The 21529-nt window shown below is 72.2% G+C and carries 15 protein-coding genes and 1 pseudogene; 7 read left to right on the plus strand and 9 right to left on the minus strand.

What is annotated here, in order from left to right; genetic code table 11:
- The first annotated feature begins 425 nt into the window (after positions 1 to 425).
- Both ACZ4TG_RS03465 and ACZ4TG_RS03470 read left to right on the plus strand, forming a co-directional pair.
- Positions 426 to 3437: a toll/interleukin-1 receptor domain-containing protein gene (locus ACZ4TG_RS03465; RefSeq protein ID WP_468159634.1), complete on the plus strand. Its 3012-nt coding sequence runs from the start codon at positions 426 to 428 to the stop codon at positions 3435 to 3437.
- Positions 3434 to 4138 carry a hypothetical protein gene (locus tag ACZ4TG_RS03470; RefSeq protein ID WP_468159635.1) on the plus strand — a complete coding sequence of 235 codons (705 nt, stop codon included), beginning with the start codon at positions 3434 to 3436 and terminating at the stop codon, positions 4136 to 4138. The genes ACZ4TG_RS03465 and ACZ4TG_RS03470 overlap by 4 nt, the downstream gene beginning before the upstream one ends.
- A 12-nt stretch (positions 4139 to 4150) precedes the next feature.
- On the opposite strand, the gene ACZ4TG_RS03475 is transcribed toward ACZ4TG_RS03470, so the two are convergent.
- Positions 4151 to 7012: a toll/interleukin-1 receptor domain-containing protein gene (locus ACZ4TG_RS03475; protein ID WP_468159636.1), complete on the minus strand. Its 2862-nt coding sequence runs from the start codon at positions 7010 to 7012 to the stop codon at positions 4151 to 4153.
- A 3-nt stretch (positions 7013 to 7015) separates the two neighbouring features.
- The gene (locus tag ACZ4TG_RS03480; RefSeq protein WP_468159637.1) at positions 7016 to 9901 is read right to left on the minus strand and encodes a TIR domain-containing protein; all 2886 of its coding nucleotides are present in this window, start codon (positions 9899 to 9901) and stop codon (positions 7016 to 7018) included.
- Positions 9902 to 10037: 136 nt separating this feature from the next.
- Here ACZ4TG_RS03480 and ACZ4TG_RS03485 point away from each other — a divergent pair, with 136 nt between their 5' ends.
- From ACZ4TG_RS03485 to ACZ4TG_RS03495, 3 genes are all read left to right on the plus strand, one after another.
- Positions 10038 to 10586, plus strand: a complete 549-nt coding sequence (locus ACZ4TG_RS03485; RefSeq protein WP_468159638.1) for a hypothetical protein — start codon at positions 10038 to 10040, stop codon at positions 10584 to 10586.
- Positions 10587 to 10883: 297 nt separating this feature from the next.
- Entirely contained in the window at positions 10884 to 11516 is a 633-nt protein-coding gene (locus tag ACZ4TG_RS03490) for a class I SAM-dependent methyltransferase (protein ID WP_468159639.1), read from the plus strand.
- Positions 11517 to 11646: 130 nt separating this feature from the next.
- On the plus strand, positions 11647 to 12093 hold the full coding sequence (locus ACZ4TG_RS03495) for a DUF7144 family membrane protein (RefSeq protein ID WP_468159640.1): 447 nt from the start codon (positions 11647 to 11649) through the stop codon (positions 12091 to 12093).
- Between the two features lie 59 nt (positions 12094 to 12152).
- On the opposite strand, the gene ACZ4TG_RS03500 is transcribed toward ACZ4TG_RS03495, so the two are convergent.
- Positions 12153 to 13370, minus strand: a complete 1218-nt coding sequence (locus ACZ4TG_RS03500; protein ID WP_468159641.1) for a D-alanyl-D-alanine carboxypeptidase family protein — start codon at positions 13368 to 13370, stop codon at positions 12153 to 12155.
- A 257-nt stretch (positions 13371 to 13627) separates the two neighbouring features.
- Here ACZ4TG_RS03500 and ACZ4TG_RS03505 point away from each other — a divergent pair, with 257 nt between their 5' ends.
- The gene (locus ACZ4TG_RS03505; protein ID WP_468159642.1) at positions 13628 to 13900 is read left to right on the plus strand and encodes a hypothetical protein; all 273 of its coding nucleotides are present in this window, start codon (positions 13628 to 13630) and stop codon (positions 13898 to 13900) included.
- A 38-nt stretch (positions 13901 to 13938) separates the two neighbouring features.
- Positions 13939 to 14361, plus strand: coding sequence for a CBS domain-containing protein (locus tag ACZ4TG_RS03510; protein ID WP_468159643.1), 423 nt, complete (start codon positions 13939 to 13941; stop codon positions 14359 to 14361).
- Positions 14362 to 14413: 52 nt separating this feature from the next.
- Here ACZ4TG_RS03510 and ACZ4TG_RS03515 read toward each other — a convergent pair whose 3' ends face one another.
- From ACZ4TG_RS03515 to ACZ4TG_RS03540, 6 genes and pseudogenes are all read right to left on the minus strand, one after another.
- Positions 14414 to 15181, minus strand: a complete 768-nt coding sequence (locus ACZ4TG_RS03515) for an NPP1 family protein (protein WP_468159644.1) — start codon at positions 15179 to 15181, stop codon at positions 14414 to 14416.
- Between the two features lie 278 nt (positions 15182 to 15459).
- Positions 15460 to 15603, minus strand: coding sequence for a hypothetical protein (locus ACZ4TG_RS03520; protein ID WP_468159645.1), 144 nt, complete (start codon positions 15601 to 15603; stop codon positions 15460 to 15462).
- Between the two features lie 332 nt (positions 15604 to 15935).
- Positions 15936 to 17309, minus strand: a complete 1374-nt coding sequence (locus ACZ4TG_RS03525; RefSeq protein WP_468159646.1) for a DUF2252 domain-containing protein — start codon at positions 17307 to 17309, stop codon at positions 15936 to 15938.
- 336 nt (positions 17310 to 17645) lie between these two features.
- Positions 17646 to 19432: pseudogene (locus ACZ4TG_RS03530) on the minus strand (glycoside hydrolase family 15 protein).
- Between the two features lie 180 nt (positions 19433 to 19612).
- Complete coding sequence (locus ACZ4TG_RS03535) at positions 19613 to 21190, minus strand: amidohydrolase (protein ID WP_468159647.1); 1578 nt, start codon at positions 21188 to 21190, stop codon at positions 19613 to 19615.
- A 41-nt stretch (positions 21191 to 21231) separates the two neighbouring features.
- The gene (locus ACZ4TG_RS03540; protein ID WP_468159648.1) at positions 21232 to 21444 is read right to left on the minus strand and encodes an MbtH family protein; all 213 of its coding nucleotides are present in this window, start codon (positions 21442 to 21444) and stop codon (positions 21232 to 21234) included.
- Between the last annotated feature and the right edge of the window lie 85 nt (positions 21445 to 21529).

Here is a 21529-nt window from a genome sequence, read left to right on the forward strand (position 1 = left end):
CTTGGCGCGCGACGGCGTCCCGGCCTCCGAACGCGCTAGACCATACCCCGGCCGCGGAAATCGCCGAACGCGGTCCACGACCGGCCGCACCGTGCCGGATTCCGGCTGGTCAGGACAGCGCACCGGGCAGGAACTCGGGTTTCGCAAGTGAGTTACCAATGAGTTCGACCGATGCCACAAGCCGTTCGCCACGCCGTTATGAGGGATGCGCCGAAGATGAACCGGCAGGGCGATGCGAACCCCTCACAGGGTTCACGCGGGGTCTTCACATTTCGCGCCCTGCCCGGTCCGGAGGCCGACAGGTTCGAGACAGATCCAGACAGGAGTTCCATTGCCCTCCCCGTCAGCGGCGTTCTCTGCCAGGCTGGTTTCCGAGTCGCAGGCCGGTCGGCCACTACAGGAACGTGCCGGGGGGCGTGTGCGTGGTGAGGATCGCTCGTTCCGCGGCGCGACGCCGCACGGCCGACGCGACCGGCCCCGCGGTCCCGGACGGGCATTTCGCCTACGACGCGTTCATCTCGTACAGCAGGGCGACCGATCACGCCCTGGCCGTCGCCCTCCAGCACGGACTGCACACGTTCGCCAAGCCCTGGTACCGGCTGCGCGCCCTGCGGGTGTTCCGGGACGAGGGCAGTCTGGCGGCCGGCTCACGGCTGTGGGGTTCCATCCAGCAGGCGCTGGACAGCTCCCGCTTCCTCATCCTCCTGGCCGGCGAGCACTCGGCCCGGGCGCCTTGGGTCGGGCGGGAGATCGAGTACTGGTGCACCCACCGGGGCGTCGACAACCTGCTGATCGTCCTCACCGATCCCCCTGCCGACGGCGCCGGACACCTGCCCGGGATGGCGTGGGACGCGCTGGGGCGCGACTTCGACTGGCAGCTCACGACCGCGTTGCCCAGGTCCTTGTCGGGACACTTCCACGAGGAACCCCATGCGGTGCTCCTCGGCTGGGCCCGCGCCCGGGGGGAGCTGTCGCTGCGCGACCCGGAATTCCGGACGGCGGTGGCCTATCTGGCCGCTCCGCTGCACGGCGCGGACAAGGACCGCCTCATCGGAGAGGACGTCCGCCAGAACCGTCGGACCCGGCGCTACGTGCGGCTGACCATCGCCGTACTCGCCGCGCTCACCACCATCGCCGGCTTCGCCGCCGTAACGGCCGTGCGGCAGCGGGACACGGCCCAGAAGCAGACCGCCCTGGCCGAATTGCGCCAGTACGCGGCGGAGTCCCGGAACGCGTCCGATCCCTTCGCCTCCCTGGCCTTCGCCCTCGCGGCCGAGCAGCGCGTGACTCCGGCCCGCCCCGAGGCGCGCCGCGCCTTGGGCGACGCGTTGAACAGACTGGACTCGTGGGGCGCCCGGCTGGTCGGGGAGACGACTTTCGAACGGCCCGACCGCGTCTCTCCGACCGTCTCCCTGCGCTGGACCGCCGACGGCTCGCAGGTGTGGGTGGCCGACGACGAGGGCGCGGTGGACCGCTGGACCGTGCGGGACGCGCGTACGGTCGTCCCGTACCGGGGGCCGGCGCCACCCGTCCCCGGGGACTTCAAGGCCCATCCCGTCCGATGGAGCCGGGACGGCCGGTCGTTGCTGACGGTGCTGCACGGTGATGCGGGGTCGAACGACGGAGGGTACGTCGTACGCGACGCCGTCTCCGGAGAGGTGACCGCGGGACCGCTCCCCGTGGACCACAGCTTCCTGTACCCCATGGCCCTCTCCCCCGGTGGGGCAGCGCTCGCCACGGGTTCGAAGGAGGGCGGGATCAGGCCGTGGGACATCCGGACCGGCCGACCGCTCGGGAATCCGCTGCCCGATTCGAGGACGCACATCCTGAGGCTGGCTTGGTCGCCCGACGGTGGACGGCTCGCCGCTGTCGGTGTGACGGGCATCCGCGTCTGGGACGTGAGCCGGGGCGCGCTGGTGTGGTCCGGGGCGCGGGACCGTGAGGTCGACGCGCTCTCCTGGTCACCTGACGGCCGCCGCATCGCCACCGGGAGCAAGGGGGTGATCGAGTGGTGGGACGCGCAGACGGGGCAGGTGGCGGCCTCGCCGGCGGGAGGAACCGACAACAAGATCCGGGAGATCAGCTGGTCGCCCGACGGGACGCGGGTCGCCGTCGCCGACCTGGCGGGGACCGTCCGGCTGTGGGACCCGGACACCCGCGGCGCCGTGGGCCCCGCGCTCGCCCGCGACAGCAAGCTGTCCCTGACCAGCGAGCTCGCCTGGTCCCCCGACGGCCGGTACCTCACGGGAGCGTTCCTCAAGGGCAGTGCCTTCGACGACTCCAACGGACCCCAGACCTCGGTACTGCGCCTGTGGGAGGTCGCACCGGCGCCTCCGCGCGACACGGGCCTGATCGGTCTCACGGACGCCGTCGGCGCCGTTGCCTGGTCGCCGGACGGGCACCACATCGCCGCCAGTGGCAACGGGGGCGAGACCGTGTGGATCTGGGACTCCCGCACGGGGAAGCCCGTTCCCGGCAGCCCGCAGCCGCGGCGCGACCCCAAGGACCTCGTCCAGACCATCGTCTGGGATCCGCAGGGCCGCCGGCTGCTGCGGGTGAGCGGGAGCGGTGTCCGTACGTGGCCGACCGCCGACGGTACGGATCCGGACCGGCCCTGGTGGGGCAGCGGGGGTTCGATCAGCGCCTCCTGGGCGCCGGACGGCACCCGGGTCGCCACCGGGACGCAGCACGGTGAGGTGCGCGTCTGGGACGTCGGTACCGGGCAGCTGACGCCGAAGCAGCCGCGGCCTGCCGCCGTGAGCGCCGAGTCGGCGGCCCAGCCGACGTTGGAAGTCAGGTCCGTGGCCTGGTCCCCCGACAGCCGGCGCCTGGCCGCCGTCCTGGCCGACGGATCGCTGCACCTGTGGAACGCGGACGACGGACAGCCCTGGGGTCCGGCCCCACAGCCGCCGCCGGGTCCGGCCCGGAGCATGGCCTGGTCCCCGGACGGCAGGCGCATCGCCGTCGGCGGTGTGGACGGCACCATCCGGTTCTGGGACGGCGCCACGGGCCGGCCGGCCTCCGCCCCGGTCAAGGCCGGTGACAGCAGGGTCGAGGCGCTGGCCTGGTCCCCGGACTCCACCCGGCTCGCCGCCGGGGACGGCTCCGGCTCGATCCAGGTGTGGGAGCCGCGCACCGGCGTGCTCGTCCAGCAGCGGGAGGCCGCGCATTCCTCCGGAGTCACCGCCCTGAGCTGGTCCCCCGACGGCACCCAGTTGGTGAGCGGGGGCGAGGACCGGGCCGTACGGCTGTGGCGGGGCCGGACCGAACGCGACATCTGCCGCCTGGTCGACGAGGCCCTGCACCGGACACGCACGACCCTCGGTCTCAGCGGGGTCAGCGGGGCCGCCGCCGAGGTCTGCTCCCGCCCCTCCGAGATCCGCGACTACCCCGTCCTGCCGCTCCAGCCCCGACCGACGGAAGCGAGCGCACCATGACGCGCACCCAGTTCCACGCCCCGCACCGCCCCTACCGCCGATTACGGTCCCTCGCCGCGCTGCTGCTCTGCTCGGGCGTGCTGATCGGCGGATGCGGCGGATCGCCCAAGGCCGGCGATCGGCGACCGGGCGCCTCCCCCACCGAGGCCACCCGCGGCGCCTCCCCCAGCACGGCCGCGCCCGGCATTCCCCCCGAGGAAGCTCCCCCGCCCAGCGTCCCGCCGTCGCGGACCACCCGCCCCGGCACCCCGCAGAAGCCGCCGGCCTCTCCGCCTTCCAAAGGCCTCGCCGGTACGGACTGGCGCAACGTGATCAAGGACATCGACTGCCTCGCCGCGGGCAACGAGGGCATCGAGATCCTGGACACCCGGTTCGCCGACGTCCGCGGCACGGGCGTCCCCGACGCCTTCGTCACGTTCGACTGCGTCCACAGGGCCTCCACCTGGCCCGAGCAGGTGGAGGTGTTCGACGGCTCCTCCTCGCCGGAAGCGCCCCGGCGCCTCGCCGTACTCGTCAGTGCCGAGGAGCGGATCAACGGCCGGGGCCTGCGGGTTGCCGGCGGGCTCTCGTTCTCCGGCAGAACCGTGACGGTGGACCTCGTGTCCTACGGCCAGGGCGAACCGATGTGCTGCCCCTCTCAGCGCGTGCGGCGCTCCTTCGCCTGGGACGGCGCGCGATTCGCCCGGCAGGACACCCCTTAGGGGCTTAGGGACTTAGGGGCTGTCCCCCGGGCAGGGCGCCTCGACGTCCAGGTCCTTGGCGTAGCGGTCGCGTTCGGCCTTGGGGAGGGGGTCGGGGACCACCGTGCAGAGGATCCCGCGCCAGGCGGCCAGGTCGATGGTGCGGCGGACGAGGGCGCCGTCGGGGCCGAAGGCCAGAACGGTACCGTCGGGAGCGGCGAAGGCATCCGCCTCGGGTGTTCCCGCGCCGGCGCCGCGGCCCTCCAGGGCCCAGCTGCCGCTCCGTTCCCCGGAGTCCGCGTCCCAGAACTGGAGGCCCGATCCCAGGGCGCTGTCGAAGGGCTGGACGAGGATCTCGGAGTCCTGGCTGAAGAGCACCTTGCCCCGCACGGCCTGGGACCCGGCCGTGGCGTGGGCGGTCCGGCCCGTGGCGACGTCGATCAGGGTGATCCGGAAGTCGTCGTCGACCACGGCCACCTTCTCCCCGTGGCTGCTCACGGTGGCCCGCATCGACGTGGTCTGTTCCGTCGTGCCCTCGCGTACGCGCTCCAGCCGCTTCTCCCCCGTCCACCGCCAGACGGAGACCGCCGAGCCGCTCAGGAGGGCCAGTGTCGTGCGGTCCGCGCTGACGGCCGAGGAGCCCGGCGTCCCGTGGTCGAAGGGGAGGGACTGGCGGACCTCCCAGGACCGGGTGTCGATCACCTGGAGCTCCGCTTCGGTGGTGGCCACGATGTGGAGGCCGTCGGGGAGGAAGGCCAGCGGGACGAGCTCGGGGCCGCCGGCCGGCGCGGACCCGGTCCGGTTCCCGCTGCGCGGATCCCAGACGGACAGCGCGCCCTGCTGCCCCACCACCGCGCGGGTGCCGTCGCCCGAGGCGACCACCGTGTCCTCGCGGCTGCTGTCCCGGACGAGTTCCACGCCGATGCGTCCGAGCCGCCGGACGCCGTGGGAGTCGACGGTCCACAGGTCCGTCCCGCCCGCCGCGCTGCGGACGGCGAGCCGCTTGTCGCCGGTGAGTTCGGCGGCCTTCACCTGCTGCTCGTTCGGGACGGGAGCGCCGCGCTGCGTGCTCGTGGCGGAGAAGAGGGACACGGCCCCGTCCTGCGCTCCCGCGACCACCCACTGCCCGTCGCGCGAAGCCGACAGGCTCCGCACCGGCCAGGCGAAGGCGCCGAGGGTGCGGCGGCGGCCGAGCGCCTCGTCGTACACGGACACCGCCTGACGGTCGGCCGCCGCGAACCGGGCTCCGCCCGCGCCATTGGGCCGGACGGCTTCCGGGCCGTCCGCCGCGCCGGTGGACAGGCGCTGTCCCTTGACGACGTCCCAGACCTCCGCCTTGTTCGCGCCTGTGTGGTCAGCCGCGATGTAGGCCCTGGTCCCCTCGTCCGACAAGGTGGCGAACGTCCCCTCCCCGCGGGGGAAGCCGGGAATCTCGCGCGGCGCGCTCCAGGAGTCGGTGTCTCGGGCGAAGGTGCGTAGCGTACCGGCCCGGAAGTCGAGGACGTTCAACCGGTTCGCGCCGTCGAAGTCGAGGGCGAGGGTCTCCCGGGCGGCGGGCTCCGCCGTGAGGAGCCCGCCGCTCGCGGTGTCCCAGACGGCGAGGTGGAACGTGTACTCCCCCTCCGGGGAAGGCCTCGTGTAGTAGCCGGCGGCCAGCCGCTGTCCGTCTCCGGATAAGGCGAAGCCGCGCAGGCCCACGAAGGCGTTGGCGAAGTCCTCGGCCTCGCTCGCGGTGACCGTCCGGATCAGCTTCTGGCTGTGGACGTCCCACACCTCGATGCGGTTGTAGGGGGCTTCGACGGCGAGGATCCGGCCGTCCGAGCTGAACGCGAGGCCGCCGCCGTTGCGCGGCCAGGTCTTGCCGTGGAGGCTCGGCAGCTCCTTGCCCGCGCGGATGTCGTAGAGGTGGACGTGGTTCTCCGCCGGAGAGGGCTCCTCGGCGTCGAAGTCCGAGTAGTAGGCCAGCATGCTCCCGTCGTGGCTGATCGCCACCTCCGTCGCCGGAAAGGTGCTGTGGGTCCGGTGGTTGGCCACGGCTTCCGAACCGCGCTGGAGGTGTCGTGCCACGTTGTCGTTGGCCGCCACCGCGCGGGCGAGTGCCTGGGCGGACTCCCCCGTCGGCTCGACCGCGGCTGCGTACAGGGCGAATTGGGCGGCCTTGCGCGGATCGGCGTCGGCCACGTCCAGGGCGTGGGCGGCAAGCGCCTGGGACGCGGAGGTACGGGCGCGGTCGAGGGCTTCGCCCCGCTGCTGCCAGGCGATGACGGCGGCGGTGAGGGCGAGTACGAGGGCCACCGCGAGCGAGGAGACCATCTTGTTGCGGAAGCCGGCCGCCTTGCGCTGCTTGCGCAGGTCCTCGCTGTCCAGCTCGTCCTTGTTCTTGCCGTGGAGCCGGGCGCCGATGGTGACGACCTTGTCGCGGAACTCCTCGCCGGCCTCCATGGAGCGCGTGCCGGCCTCGCGGAAGCTCCTGAGGTCCACCCACAGCGGCTCGGCCGCGAACGCGCCCCGCAAGGTGTCCGGGAGGGCGGTCGTGAGCGTCCAGTCGAAGTCGCCGAGGGCGTCGTCCCAGACGATCACGCCCCCGCTGAGCGCGATCAGGAAGTGGTCCATGGGGTGGTTGGCACGCCAGTACGCGATCTCCTCGCGGACCCAGCGGGAGGCGGCGGCCTCGGGTGAGGCCAGGTGGATGAAGTACCTGGAGCTCCCCAGCGCCGCCGTGATCGCCCCGCCGAGGTCGCTGTTCACGGCGAGGCTGGTGGTGTCCCGGAAGACCTTCACCGCCGGGCGGCGCAGGATCGACGAGCGGGCCAGATCGTGCAGGCCGTCCTGGAGGGCCTTGGCCAGCGGAACGTCCCGCCGGTGGCTGTACGAGATGAACGCGTCGCGTTCCACCCGCTACGCCCCGGTCTGCGGGCGGCAGGGCGCGGAGACGGCCAGACCGTTCAGGTAGCGGTCGTACTCGGCCACGGGGAGCGGGTCGGTGACGAGTTTGCACAGCGTCTGGCGCCAGGCCGCGATGTCGATGGTGCGGCGCATCAGGGATCCGTCGGCGCCGAAGGTGAGGACCGCGCCGCCGGGGGCGGTGAACATCTCCACGGTGTCCTTGGCACCGACGACCTGTGTTTCCACGGCCCAGGTGCCGCGCGACTCCCCGGTCTGCGCGTCCCAGAACTGGAACGTGGCGTCCGGGCCCGTCCCGACGACCTGGACGACGAAGCGGGAATCGCCGTTGAACACGACGCTCTGCTGGCCGCCCTTGAGGGCGACCGCGCTGCTCTGGACCAGCCGTCCGGAGGCGACGTCCAGGATGGTGATGCGGTTGTCACCGTCGATGGTGGCGACCTTGTCGCCGTTTCGGCTGACGGTGGTGGCGCCCTTCATCGATGTCTTGCGCACCTGCTTGAGGCGGTTCCCCTTGGACACCCGGAAGACCTTGACTTCCCTGTCGGCGTCGCTGAGCACCAAAGTCGTGCGGTCCCCGCTGAAGGAGGACCCGTCGAAGGAGCCGGTGCCCGGGATCTCCTGGACGACCTTCCAGGTCCTGGTGTCGGTCACGGTGATTCCGTCGTTGCCCGCGCCCACCAGGTGGATGTTGTCGGGGAGGAAGTACAGCGGCAGGTTCACGGGGTTGTCCTCGCCCGCCGTGCTCACCCGGGATCCGGTCTTCGGGTCCCAGAGGGTCACGACGCCCGCCTTCTCCACCACGACCCGGGTGCCGTCCCCGTTGGCGACCACGGAGTCGTTGGTGACGTTGTCGCGGACGATGCCGGTGTTGATGTGCCCGAGGCGCTGCACGCCCTCTTCGGTGACGGACCAGAGGTCCGTACGGTCGTCCTTGCCGCGGAAGGCGAGCCGCTTGTCGGGGGTGAGCTCGGCGGCCTTGATCTGGTCCTCGTTCGGCACGTCGGCGCCACCCTGGAGGCTCGCGGTGGAGAACAGGGATATCGCTCCGTCCTCGCTGCCCGCAGCCACCCAAGTGCCGTCGCCGGACGTCGCGATGCTCCGGGCCGGAAACCCGAAGGAGCCGAGGACCCGGCGTCGGCGCAGGGCCGCGTCGTACAGGGCCACGCCCTGCTGGCCGTCACCCACCACCATCGCGTTGTTGTCCCGGGGCAGGGCGGTCTCGCGGATGTCGCCCATCGGGACGCTGGCCAGCTTCCGGCCTGCGGCCAGGTCCCAGAGTTCGTCCGTGTCTCCGTCCTTCGCCCGCCCGATCGAGCCGTCGTCAGCCCCCACGTAGGCCATGTCCCCGTCGCCCGAGAGAAGGGTGAGCCGGAGACCCCCCTCGCGGTCCTCGCTCGGGGGGAATCCGGGAAGCGCTCGCGGTTCGCTCCAGGTGTTGCTGTCCAGGGCGAGGGTGCGCACGGTTTTCACGCTGCCGTCGACCTTGAGCAGCTGGTTCTCGTCACGGAAGGCGAACTCGACCCACGCGCTGTCGGCGAGGCCTTGGCTGACGGGTGCGCCGGTGCTCGTGTCCCAGACCGCGATGTGCACCTCTTCTTGCACGGACCCGGAGTGGAAGGCCGCGGCCAGCCTCCCGCCGTCCGCGGACAGCGCGAAGGCGCGGAATCCCATACTGGCCCGGGACAGTTCGTCGGGATTGCCCGCGGCGATGGTCCGCAGCAACTGGCCCTGGCGCACATCCCACAGTTCGATCCGGTTCGGCCAGATCGCCTTGGCCAGCAGCCGGCCGTCGGCGCTCAGCTCGATCGGGCCGCCGCTGAGCGGCCAGCGCTCGCCCTGGAGGATTCCGAGGGTCTTGCCGGCCCGGATGTCGAAGAGGTGGACGTGCGTGGCCGCCTGGCCGTTCAAGTCGGCGTCGAACTCCGAGTAGTAGGCCATGGTGCTGCCGTCCTGGCTCACCGCGACCTTGGTCGCGGGAAAGTTGCCGGCGCTCTTCCACTCGGCCACCGCCTCGTTTCCGCCCTGGAGGTGCCGTGACACCTTGTCGTTGGCCGCCACCGCCCGGGCCAGGGCCTGGGCGGCCTCGCCGGTCGGCTCGGTCTCGTAGGCGTACAGCGCGTACTGCGCGGCCCTGCGCGGGTCGGTGGCCGCCATCTCCAGCGCGCGGGCGGCGAGGGCCAGCGAAGCCGACGTACGGGCGCGGGCCAGGGCCTCGTTGCGCTGCTGCCAGGCGATGACTCCGGCGATCAGTGACGTCACCAGGAGCAGGGACAGGGCGGTGACCGCGCCGCGGAGCATGCGGAGCGCGGTGCGGCGCTGACGGAGGTCCTCGCTGTCGACCTCGTCCTTGCTGAGCCCGCGGACGCGCGCCAGGAGAGCGGCGACGGAATCACGGAACGGCGCGTCGCGCAAGGAGTACCGCTCGGCCTTGCGGACGGCGGTGAGGTCGACCCAGAGCGGCTCCTTGGCGAATTTGCGCTGGAGCACGTCCGGGAGGCAGTTCGTACGGGACCAGTCCCAGTCGTTGGTGTACGGATCCCACGCGATCGTCCCGTCGCTGACGGCGATGAGGAAGTGGTCCATCGGGCGGTTTTCGATCCAGTACTCGATCTCGGCACGCACCCAGCGCGACTTGGCGGCCGCGGGCGAGGCGATGTAGATGAAGTACTTGGACTGGCCCAGCTCGTCGAGGATGGCCGCGCCGAGATCACTGGCGGCTGCCAGGCTGGTGGTGTCGCGGAACACGCGGACGACCTGACGGCGTGTCCAGGGGCGCGCGAGCCGGTGCAGGCCCCGTTGCAGCGCCTGGGCGAGCGGAACGTCCTTTTGATGGCTGTACGAGATGAAAGCGTCACGTCTGTACTCGCGCCCGTCCATGACCGACCCCCCGGTTCGACCGAACTCCCCTTGTGCGCACGCGTGCAACTCGTAGGGTGGCATGGGAACTTGCGAGTCCGGGAAGGTTCGGGGGATGAGTTTGCGACAGAGGTTGGGACGGCGCCGGAGCCGCGGCATGGGTCCGCGGGAGATCACGGTCAAGCTGTCGATCCCGTTCGTCGGCGAGATCAGCGGGGTGTGGGAACCCGTGGACTCCGAGCGGGAGGCCGCATGGGAGTTGTACGTCGAACTGGCCACCCGGATCTCGGTCGTCGAATTACGCGAGGACGAGGGGCTGTTGCGGGAGGCGCTGTCCTCGCTCTACACGGTCTTCGCGACGACGCGGGAGATCCTGCGGCGGTACGGGCCGGCCGTCGCACCGAGGGTGCCGCCGGGGCACGTGACGTTCGGGGTCCTGGCGGTCAACGTCCTGAACCTGTCCATCCGGCCGCTGCTCAGCCGGTGGCACCCGCTGCTCACCGCGCACGAGGCGATGCGCGGTGACCACGTGGATCCGGTCGCGCACGAGCGGCGCTGGGCGCGTGCGGAGGAGCTGCGGGCGGAGATCGAGACCGTGCGCAAGGTGCTGCTGGCGCTGGCCCAGTCGCTGAACGAGGTGGCGGGGGTGGGTGACCTGATCACGGTCCGGGTGCCCGGCCCGGCACCCGCCGACCGGACGGCGTAGCGTCGCGCTGCCGCCTCCCCTCCACCCGGCTCCCCTGCCCTCCGGCTCGGTACGGTCCGAAGGGCGCGGGGGCGCTCTCCCGACGGCGTTTTCGGATCAACCGACGAGCGGATGGGAGAGCACATCCACCAGGGCCGCATCTGAGCGCTCCTTGGTCGAATGAACAAGCATTTGCCAGTTGATTTACGAAACCTTCCTCGCCGAGTCCCTGCCGGCCCGCCAGAGCCAGTACCTGATGGACACCGCGGAGCGCGACCAGGCCCCGAGGCCCTGGACGGCGCGGCGACCGTCCTCAACGTGGGCGCCGGTGCGGGGTCCTACGAGAGCGCCGCCCGCTCGGTGACGGCGGTCGAGCCGTCGGAGTCCATGCGCGCCCAGCGCCCGGCCCGCCTGGCCCGCGCCGTCGACGCCCTGGCCGAGGACCTGCCCTTCGAGGACGGCGAGTTCGACGGGGCGATGACCCTGTTCAGCGTGCACCAGTGGAGCGACGTCACGGCCGGTCTGCGCGAGATGCGGCGCGTGACCCGCGGCCCGGTCCTCGTCCTGACCTGCGACCCGAAGCTCGTACGCGACTTCTGGCTGTACGAGTACGCGCCCGAGGTCCTCGACACCGAGGCCCGCCGGTACCCGCCCGTCGAGGACCTGGCCCGGGCCCTCGGCGGCACGGGCAGCATCCAGACCGTACCGATCCCCCTGGACTGCACGGACGGCTGCAACGAGGCGTACTACGGCCGCCCCGAGATGCTCCTCGACCCCGCGGCCCGCCAGGCCTGCTCCGCCTGGAGCTTCGTCGACGACGGGGTCCGCGAGCGCTTCGACGGGACGCTGCGCCACGACCTCGCCTCCGGGGCGTGGGACGAACGCTTCGGCCACCTGCGCACGCGGCCCGCGTACGAAGGGTCGCTCGTCATCGTGCGCGCGACCCCGTGAAACCGCGGGGCTCCGTCATGCCCGCGCGCCCGGGCCGGAATGCCGATGGGAGGCTGCCGTGACACGCTGAAACAGGGGATCCCGCCGGTCCCGGCGTGCCAGACCGGCCCTGCGACACATGGAGACCGAAATGGCCAGTGACGCCAGCAGACCCCAAGCAGGCAACGCGCACCCGAGTCCCTGGCATGCGCCCACATCCGGTACCACCGTCCTGGCAGCAGCCTTGATGATCTTCGGCGGCGTGATGGCGCTCTTCGAGGGGATCGCGGCCATCTCCAAGGACGCCCTGTTCCTCGCGACGCGCCACTACGTGTTCGAGTTCAGCCTTGCGGGCTGGGGCTGGGTGCACCTGATCCTGGGCATCGCCCTCATCCTCGCCGGCTGCGCCGTGATCAGCGGAGCCTTGTGGGCACGCTTCTTCGGTGTCGCCGTCGCCGGTCTGGGCGCGATCGCCAACTTCCTGTGGCTGCCGTACTACCCCTTGTGGGCCCTGGTGCTGATCGCGGTCAACCTCCTCGTCGTCTGGGCCCTGTGCAGGGGCATGCACCAGGAAGCGGACGCGAGCATGGTGCGCTGACCCGGCCCTACCCGCGTCCCGCTCCCGGGAGCCTCCCGCGGCCCGTGCGGCGTTCCCCGTCAGGGCAGGTGTGTCCGAGCTTCGGCCGGCCGCCTGCTTCGGCGGGTGCGGCGCCGTCGCAGGACGGCCGCCCCGGCGAGGCCGGTCGCCGCGAGGAGCGCGGCCGACACGGCGTAGGCGGTGTCGCCACTGCGCTGGGGGCGGTCCGGGGTGGTGGCGAGGGCCGCCACGACGCCGACGCTCGGCTTCCCGGGCGCCGCCGGCGGGAGCAGTGATCCGACCGGGTCCACCCGGCCCGCGGCGGCGAACCCCCAGTCCAGCAGGGACCCGGCTTCCTCATACACCGCGTTCCCGCTGCTCCGCTGAGGGTTCATCACCGTCACCAGCAGGGTGCGGCCGCCGCGGCGGGCGGCCGCGATCAGCGTGTAGCCCGCCTGCGAGGTGTAGCCGTTCTTGACCCCGATGATCCCCGGGTACCGGCCCACCCCGTCCTCGCCGGTCACCAGCCGGTTGGTGTTCTCGATGCCGTACGTCCACGTGGCGCTGCCGTCGCTGCGGGTGCCGCCGGGGAAGAGGGCGTCGACGGTCGCCGCGTACTCGGCGAAGGCGGGGTTCGCGAGGCCGGTACGGCCGAAGACGGCGAGGTCGTAGGCCGAGGAAGCCTGACCGTCGGCGTCGAAGCCGTCCGGGGAGACGACGGTGGTGTCCAGAGCGCCCAAGGTGCGCGCCTTGGCCTGCATCTGCGCTGCCGTGGCGTTCCAGCCGCCGTTCATCTCGGCCAGCACGTGCACGGCGTCGTTGCCCGAGCTGAGGAAGACGCCGCGCCACAGATCCGCCACCCGGTAGGTGTGGTCGGCGGAAACACCCACCAGGCTGCTCCCGTCCGCCACCTCGTCCAGCTCGGCGTCGGTGACCGTGTGCCGGCCCGACCCGGGCAGCCGGGGCAGCGCGGTGAGGGCGAAGAGCGTCTTGAGGGTGCTGGCCGGCGGCAGGCGGCGGTGCGCGTCGTGGGCCGCGAGCACCTCACCCGTACGGACATCGGCCACCAGCCACGACAGGGCGGACACGTCGTCCGGCAGCTCGGGCGCTCCCTGCCGCGGCCGCACATGGGTCCCCGAGCGGTGCAACAGGGCTGCGCTGACGGTCGGGGCGGGGCGGGGCGGCAGTGGTTCGGCTCGCTGGAGGCCCGCGGCCGGCGGTGCGAGGAGGACCGACGCACCGATGGCGAGAGCTGCCGCGCCGCAGCCGGTTCTGCGCCCAGAGGATCTGATGCTCATTCAGCCAGCGTAGGAACGTATCGGGCCGTCCGCAGTGACGTGTACGCCGACCGGCTCATCCCGTGTCCGGCCGGGATACCATTCATGTGGCTCTTTGCAGTAAAGTTGACACGGCTCCGCTCAATCCGGCGCCAAACCTGCCTCACCCCTCTTTCCTCCGGTTGGCCTACGCCCGTTGGCCTCTTCGGCCCAGGGGGCCTCTCATGGATCTCGGGCCGGCGTCCCCCGCCCGGCTTACACGGCAGAGAGGCACGCCCATGTACGAGATGCGCGCCGAGACCACCCCCGGCCGATCCGAAATGCTCTGGCACGTCATAGCCAAGGAGCCGGGCACCGGCACCCTGTGCGGCTACATCCTGGCTCCGGACCAGACCGTCACCGCGCTGCTGTCCGAGGGAGCGGCTGAGCGCTATTGCGTTCCCTGCATGAGCGCGTTCCGCACGGCCATGCAGCGCCACACGCCGCCCGGTGCGGCGGGACTGCTCGCCCATGACGGGCCGGCCCCGCGTACGGCCGAGGTGCACGGGTAGCCACTCGGCAGGAGCGGCTTCCAGCGGCAGGAGGAGCCATGACCCGAAAGGTCCACGAGGTGATGACCGAGCGGCCGGTGGCCGTCGAGAAGCTGACGTCGCTGGCCGAGGCCGCGCGCGTCATGCGAGACGCCGGTATCGGGGACGTGCTCGTGGTCGACGAGGGCCGTCTGCGCGGCATCCTCACCGACCGGGACCTCGTCATCCGCGCCGTCGCCGAGAGCCGGGATCCCGCGGAGACCACCGTGCAGGCCGTGTGCAGCACCGAGCTGGTCACCGTCCGGCCCGGGGACGACGTCGACCAGGCCGTCGATCTCATGCGCCGGCATGCGCTGCGGCGCCTGCCCGTGGAGACCGAGGACGGCGAGCTCGTCGGCGTCGTCACCCTCGGTGATCTCGCGGTCGAACAGGACCCGGGGTCCGCTCTCTCGGCGATCTCGGCCGCGGAACCCGGCAGCTGACGCCGCCGCCCGCCCGAGCCGGAGAAGGCGTCGGCGGGCGGCAGGCAGCCGTCTACAGGTTCGGGTCGAAGGGGATGCCCGCCGGCCTGGCTTCCGCCAGGTGCGCTGCGAAGGCTCCGTCCTTCAGGCCGAAGTGCGCGCTGCCGAAATCGGCCTGGCCGAGCTTGTCCCGCAGGGTTGCGGGGTAGCCCGACCATCCGACGAGCGCGGGGTACTGCCAGGCGCGGTGGTGGTTCTCGGGCGGATCGTCGTTGGTGTTCGCCGCGCGGAAGCAGTGCGTGCCGGCGCCGTCCTTGTGGTAGACGATCTTGGGGTGGGTGCCGTCCCAGCGGATCTGCTCGCGCGCGTGGACGACGAAGTCGCCGTGGGCGGAGGTCGCGACGTACTTCGCCTCGTCGCCCTGGATCCACACCACCACGTGTTCCCAGTCATGGCGGTGGCCGCCGAGGGGGATGCCGGCGACGGCCTGGTCCTTCTCGAAGTACAGCGCGTAGAGCACGGCGCACCAGCCGTTGTTGCACTTCCAGCGGGAGTATCCGTTGGTGTTGTCCAGGTCCGAGGCGTCCCGACAGCTGCCGTTGAGGGCGCCGGTGGGCTTGAGTCCGCCGTTGAGTACTCCGTCCGGGCCTATGGCGGGTGTCGGGTAGCAGCCGTCGGTGTCGTAGTCGTAGGCCGGCTGGAAGGTCAGCTCGATCGCTTCGGCCTGGCTGGGGAGGGCCGGGGGTGGCGCCGCGAAGGCCACCTGGGGAACGCCGACGACCAGCGCGAGGGCGGCTCCGACGACCACGATCGATCTCCGGATGCGACGGTTCGTCCGCAAGACAGGGCTCCTGACCGGTCGGGGGCGGGGGCGCGGTCGGACCGCGACCACCGCCGACCGACACGCCCGGAGCATCATTCGCGAACCGGCGCGGCACGGCAAGGGTCCGCGCAGCCTCTGTTGATTGCGCGGGAGTGCCTCGGACATCCGTCCGGGCAAAGGAGATTGACGGTATGTCAGGAATGCGATGCGGCGCCGGACTCCGCGGCCGCCAGTGGCACCCGTATCAGCCGTTCGAAGGCGCCGACGCACCGGGCGACGCTCGGCCGGGGCCCGGCTCAGGCGAGGGCGTAGACCAGGATCACCGAGCCGAGGGCGATGGCGCCGGCGGCGAAGACCGCCGCGGCCACCGCCAGGATGGCGATGCCGGCACGCTCTACGCCGCGACGGTGGTGGGCCGGTTTCCATTCCCGCTGGTGCATGAACTCAGCCTGGGCCCGCCCATACGCCACCGCATGAGTACGTGTACTCATGTCCCGCCCGAGGGCTGACAGTCATCGTCCGACGGTGTTCATCAGGATGATGGCCACGACGTTCAGGAAGATCACGGCGATGACGACGCCGATCATGATCCAGGCTCTGCGCGATTCGTCCATGCGTACGAGTGACCTCCCGGCTCAGGCGTGCCGCCACGCGCAGGTCCGGCGCCCGGACGGAGCCCGCCGACCTGCCGCCATGATGACCCGGTTCCCCGCGGAGCGCAGGTCGGCCGCCGGGCAGGTCCTCGCGCCCCGGCGCGCCCCCGCGCGCCCGATCAGATGCCGTGGGCTGCGGTGATGGCGCCGTCGGAGACGGCGGCCTTGAGCAGGGCGTGGTCCTGGGCGGTCCGGTCGGCGTAGCGGAGCGCGAAGTCGGCGATGGCATGGTCGAAGGTGTCGGCGTTGCCCAGGTACCCGGCGATGGCGATGCGGTCGCCGGAGCGGGCGTGGCCGCGGGCCAGAGCCCTGCCGCACAGCTCGGCGTACTGGCCGAGCATGGCGGGGGACATGGTCTCCACCACGGCCGACCCCTTCATGTCGCGCAGCTGCCGGACGTAGAAGTCGCGCCCGGCCGGTCCGCTCGTCCAGCCGAGGAAGATGTCCGAGGCGGCCTGAAGCAGGCGCTGTCCCGCGACCACTCGGTGGCCGTGGTGGCCGTGGCTGTCGGCGGGGAGGTGGTCTTCCAGCACCGAGCGTCCGGCCTCCTTGATCTGGAGGAAGAGCGGGTCCTGATCGTCGCGGCCGGCCAGCAGGACGATGAAGCAGCGGGTGCCGACGCTCCCGACGCCGACGACCTTCTGGGCCGCCTCGACGAACCGGTAGCGGTCCAGCAGCAGGCGCCGCTCCTCGTGGAGCGTGCTGCGGTACTCGCTGAAGATCTTGCTGACGGCGGCCCGTGCCTCGGGTTCTCCGAGGGGTTCGAGCAGCGGCGGGTCGTGGATGATGCGCCGGCGCCCGTCCCGCATTTCGGTCAGTCTGGCCAGAGCCTGCAGGCTGGTGCGCCGACGGGCGCGCAGCAGGCTCGCCTCGACCCGGGCGCGCAGCTCGGTCCCGCGGATCAGTGGGAGCACCTCGGCGGTGTCGACCCGCTCGTACCAGACCGCGAGTTCGCCCTGCCCGGCGAGCGCTCGCATGGCCAGTCGGTAGGACCGGGCCGCGGCCAGGGCGGCTCGCCACGCGCCGTCGTCGCTGTGGCCGTTGTCCCGGGCGGCGGCCGCCGTGCTGGCGGCGAGCCGTTTGACGTCCCATTCGAACGGCCCGGGCAGGGTCTCGTCGAAGTCGTTGAGGTCGAACAGCAGTGCCCGCTCTGGCGAGGCGAAGAGGCCGAAGTTCAGCAGGTGGGCGTCGCCGCAGAGCTGGACGGTCAGGCCGGTGTCCGGCTGGGCGGCCAGGTCCGCGGCCATGACGCCGGCCGCGCCGCGCAGGAAGGCGAACGGGGAGGCCGCCATCCGCCCGTAGCGGATCGGCAGCAGCCCGGCGACCCGGCCGGCCGCCTGCCGCTCCAGCACACCGATGGGATCGGGCCGGTCCGCCGCCGCGCTCCACCGCCCGTGCGAGGCCCGGCTGACCTGCTTGCGGACAGCCCGGCCCCGCCGGGCCCGCTCATCCGGACCGGCCGTGCTCCGCATGCGCGCCTCTCGCGGGGTCATGGATCCTCGTCCGTCACCGTGAAGTACGGGGCGTCGGTCCGGGATCGCAGCAGGTGGCCCGCCACCATGCGCCGGCGCCATCGGTGGCCGACGGCCGGGCCTGGATCCTCCTGTCCGCTCACAGCGAGGCGCCCCGGCCGTTCTCCCCCTCCTCGTCGGCGTCGAGCGAGGCCGGCAGGGCCCGTACCGGAACGCGGCCTCCGGCAACCCGTCCCATGTCCTGGATGTCGTCGCTCATGAGCCCATTGCAGCATCCGCCAAGTGGCCCCGCACCTTCACCGGCGATGGAGGGCGCGGAGCGGGGCGGGGGGCGGCTGCCCGCCGGTGCGGAGCAGGTCAGGCAGCATGGCCGTGCGCGCCGCGGTCGAGTTCGGCGTCGAGCGCCAGGGCTGCGGTGACGAGGGCGAGGTGGGTGAAGGCCTGCGGGAAGTTGCCGAGCTGTTCGCCCGTCGGGCCGATCTCTTCGGCGGACAGGCCGACGTGGTTGGCGTACGTGAGCATCTTGTCGAAGGCGTAGCGCGCCTGTTCGAGCCGTCCCGCCCGCGCGAGTGCGTACACGTAGAGGAAGCTGCACAGCGAGAAGGTGCCTTCGGATCCTTCGAGGCCGTCCGGGGAGGCCGCGGGGTCGTAGCGGTGGACGAGGCTGTCGGCGACGAGCTCGGTGTCCATGGCGTCGAGGGTGGAGAGCCAGCGCGGATCCCTGGGGGCGATGAAGCCGACGAGCGGCATCAGCAGCAGGGAGGCGTCCAGGACCGTCGTGCCGAAGTGCTGGACGAACGCCTGTCGTTCCGGGCTCCACCCGCGGGTCATGATCTGTTCCATGAGGGTGTCGCGTTCCGCGGTCCAGCGGTTCAGGTCCGCCGGACGGGCGTTGGCCACGGCCTGCCGGATGCCGCGGTCGAGGGCGACCCAGCACATGAGGCGGCTGTAGGTGAAGTCCTGCCGGCCGCCGCGGGTCTCCCAGATGCCCTCGTCGGGGCGGTCCCAGTTGTCGCACAGCCAGTCGAGCACGCCGGCCGAGCGCTTCCAGGCGTCGTAGCCGACGACATCGTCGACCTGGCCGGACTGGGCGAGGGCGTAGACGGCCTCGCCGGGTCGCCGTCGACGCGGTACATGATCTGCAGGGGTTCGCCGTTGGGGGCGTCTCCGGCCTCCAGCCGCGGTTGGAGCCATCTGCGGAAGGCGTTGGCCTCGTCGGTGAAGCCGAGGTCGCGCATGGCACGGACCGAGAGGGAGGCGTCGCGGACCCAGGTGTAGCGGTAGTCCCAGTTGCGTTCGCCGCCCTCCTGCTCGGGCAGGCCCATGGTGGCGGCGGCGATCGGTGCGCCCGTGGGGGCGTAGGTGAGGAGCTTGAGGGTGATGGCGGAGCGGTTGACCATCTGCTGCCAGCGGCCTCGGTACGTGCAGCGTCCGATCCATTCGTGCCAGAAGCGGCCCACGGCGGTGAACCGTTCCGCCATGGAGGTCGCGTCGACGGGTGGCGGGGCCCCGCTGCGGGCGTCGCAGACCGTCAGTGCGACGGCGGCGCGTTCGCCGGCGCTCAGGGTGACCGTCGCGCGCACGTCCTCCCCGTCGGCCTCCAGCGGAAGGGGGCCGACGGCCTGTAGGTACGCGGTGACGCCCGGCCCGTCGAAGCGCGCGGTGGCGCCGTCCAAGGCCAGCTCGTGCGGCGCCCGGCCGTAGTCGAAGCGGGGGCGGCACTCCAGCGTGAAGCGCACGGTCCCGCGTACCACCCGCAGGACCCGCACCACCTGGTGGCGGTCGGTGGCCGTGGGCTCCTCGTGGACGGGCATGAAGTCGACGACCTCGCCGACGCCCTCGGGGGTGAGGAAGCGGGTGACGAGCACGGCGGTGTCGGGCAGGCAGAGCTGGCGGGTCAGGACGCCGGCCCCGGCCTCCGGCCCGTCGTCGGCGCCGCCAGGCCCGTCGTCGGCGCCGCCCGGTGCGTCCGCGGCAATGGCGAAGTGTCCGCCGCGGCCGTGGTCGAGCAGGCCCGCGAAAATGCTGGGCGAGTCGAAGCGCGGCGAGCAGAACCAGTCGAGGACGCCCTCGGACGAGACGAGCGCGCAGGTCTGGAGGTCCCCGATCAGGCCGTGCTCCGCGATCGGCGGGTAAGGGCGCACCACCCCTCCTTCGGGCCGAGCGTCGCACCGCTCCCGGCCGGGGCCGGGCTCCCATTGGTACAGGGGTTCCCGGCCCGGGCGCTGCGTGTCCGGCGGGTTTCATTCTCGCGGCCCCCTGCGGTGATCGCCACGCAGGCGGGGTTCGGTGGTGGTCGCCACGAACGCTCGGCGGCCCTGTACTCAGACCGCCGGTTTCCCGGACTCGCGGCCGTCCACGTACGTCGCCACCACCTCGATGTCACCGATGCGCGAGACGTCCACGCGCCGCGGGTCGTCGCCGAGCACGACCAGGTCGGCGCGCTTGCCCGGGGTGAGGCTGCCCGCGCTGTCCTCCCAGTGGCAGGCGTAGGCACCGGCGACGGTGTAGGCGTGCAGGGCCTCGTCGACGGTGATGCCCTCGTCCGGGCCGATCGTCCGGCCGGAGTCTGAGGCGCGCTCGGCCATGAACTGGACGGCCCGCAGCGGGGAGCCGTCCGTCACCGGCCGGTCGGAGCTGCCGACCAGGGTGATGCCGTGGTCGAGGAACCCCCGGCCCCTGTACAGCCACGGCGCCCGCTCCTCGCCCGTGATCGCCGCGTAGTCGTCGCCGAAGTGGCGCAGGAAGCTGGGCTGGACGACCGCGCTGACGCCCAGCCGCGCGAAGCGCGGAAGCTGGTCGGGGCGGACCAGGCCGGCGTGCTCGATGCGGTGCCGGGCGCCGGAACGGGGCCGCAGGCGCTGGGCCCGTTCCAGGGCGTCCAGGGCCACGTCCGTCGCGCGGTCGCCGATGGCGTGCACGGCGAGCTGCCATCCGGCGAGGTGCCCGTCCACGATCGACTGCGCGAGCACCTCGGGGTCGTCCTGCAACTGGCCCGCGTGGTCCAGCCCTTCGTACGGGCGGCTCAGTGCGGCGGTACGGGCCATCATGCCGCCGTCGGTGTAGATCTTCAGCGCGCCCACGGAGAGCCGGTCGTCGCCGAAGCCGGTGCGCAGCCCCAGGTCGAGGGCTTTGGGGATCCCGTCGGCTTCGTGTGCGGCGACCGGCCGCAGCCGGTCCGCGGAGACCATGAGCTGCACCCGCAGCGGCAAGAGGCCCTTCTCGCGGGCGAGTTGGTACGCTCCCAGCTCCACCGGGCTGTGGCCGAAGAGGGCGCCGCCGATGCCCGCCTCGGCGCAGGCGGTGACCCCCTCGGCCAGGCAGGTCCGCGCAGCGCGCCCGATCGCCTCGGCCAACTCCGCTTGGGAGTAGGGCAGTCGCAGCGCGCGGGCGGCTCCCATGGCGCCCTCGGCCAGGAAGCCGTTCTCGTGCGGGGTGTCCGCCGGGAGCAGCTCCAGGACGGCGGTGTTGACGGCGCAGCCGTGCCCGGACTCGTGCATGACGTACAGCTTGTGGCCCTGGCCGACCCGATCCAGTTCGGCGGCGGTCAGATGGCGTCCCAGGGCCCGCTGGTCGTAGCCCGCGATGCTCACCCAGGATCCGGGCGAGCCCTTCCGGGCGACTGCCCGCTCCACGGCCGCCAGCACGTCGTCGACGCGCGTGAGGCCCGCGATGCTCGGGGTGTGCTGCTTGAAGCCGGTCCAGGCCAGGTGGACGTGGGCGTCGATGAACCCGGGCAGCACCGTGGCTCCCTGGAGGTCGATCACCTCGCGCGCGGGAAGGGAGGCCACGGCGTCGTCCAGGCCGAAGATCCGGCCCCGCCAGATGCCCAGCTCGTGGGCGACCGGATGGTCCGGGTCCATGGTCAGGAAGCGGGCGTTCGTCAGCCTGGTGCAGAGCATCGGCGGTGGTGTCCCTGGGGGTACGGGCCGGCGTGGGCGGGTCAGGCTTCCGTCGGCCGCGCGAGGGAACGGGGGCGCAGGTCGGTCCAGTTGGCCTCGACGTAGTCCAGGCACGCTTCCCGGGTGTCCTCCCCGAAGACGGTCTCCCACCCGCCGGGCACCTCGGCGAAGGACGGCCAGAGCGAGTGCTGACCCTCATCGTTCACGAGGACGAGGAAGCGGCCTTCGGTGTCGTCGAACGGGTTGGTGCTCACGGTCGGTGCCTCCCCGGGAACGTCAAGTTTAGGTTAGGCTCGCCTAATTGAGACGAGCTTAACCCGTTCCCCTTGCCGCTCACAA

This window comes from Streptomyces sp. NPDC028314 (genome assembly GCF_055565795.1).

What these genes read in the sequence shown, in the direction of transcription:
- ACZ4TG_RS03470 (WP_468159635.1), top strand. Translation starts at nt 3,434, where the DNA reads ATGACGCGCACCCAGTTCCACGCCCCGCACCGCCCCTACCGCCGATTA.
- ACZ4TG_RS03480 (WP_468159637.1), bottom strand. Translation starts at nt 9,901, where the DNA reads ATGGACGGGCGCGAGTACAGACGTGACGCTTTCATCTCGTACAGCCAT.
- ACZ4TG_RS03485 (WP_468159638.1), top strand. Translation starts at nt 10,038, where the DNA reads ATGGGTCCGCGGGAGATCACGGTCAAGCTGTCGATCCCGTTCGTCGGC.
- ACZ4TG_RS03495 (WP_468159640.1), top strand. Translation starts at nt 11,647, where the DNA reads ATGGCCAGTGACGCCAGCAGACCCCAAGCAGGCAACGCGCACCCGAGT.
- ACZ4TG_RS03500 (WP_468159641.1), bottom strand. Translation starts at nt 13,370, where the DNA reads ATGAGCATCAGATCCTCTGGGCGCAGAACCGGCTGCGGCGCGGCAGCT.
- ACZ4TG_RS03505 (WP_468159642.1), top strand. Translation starts at nt 13,628, where the DNA reads ATGTACGAGATGCGCGCCGAGACCACCCCCGGCCGATCCGAAATGCTC.
- ACZ4TG_RS03510 (WP_468159643.1), top strand. Translation starts at nt 13,939, where the DNA reads ATGACCCGAAAGGTCCACGAGGTGATGACCGAGCGGCCGGTGGCCGTC.
- ACZ4TG_RS03520 (WP_468159645.1), bottom strand. Translation starts at nt 15,603, where the DNA reads ATGCACCAGCGGGAATGGAAACCGGCCCACCACCGTCGCGGCGTAGAG.
- ACZ4TG_RS03525 (WP_468159646.1), bottom strand. Translation starts at nt 17,309, where the DNA reads ATGACCCCGCGAGAGGCGCGCATGCGGAGCACGGCCGGTCCGGATGAG.
- ACZ4TG_RS03535 (WP_468159647.1), bottom strand. Translation starts at nt 21,190, where the DNA reads ATGCTCTGCACCAGGCTGACGAACGCCCGCTTCCTGACCATGGACCCG.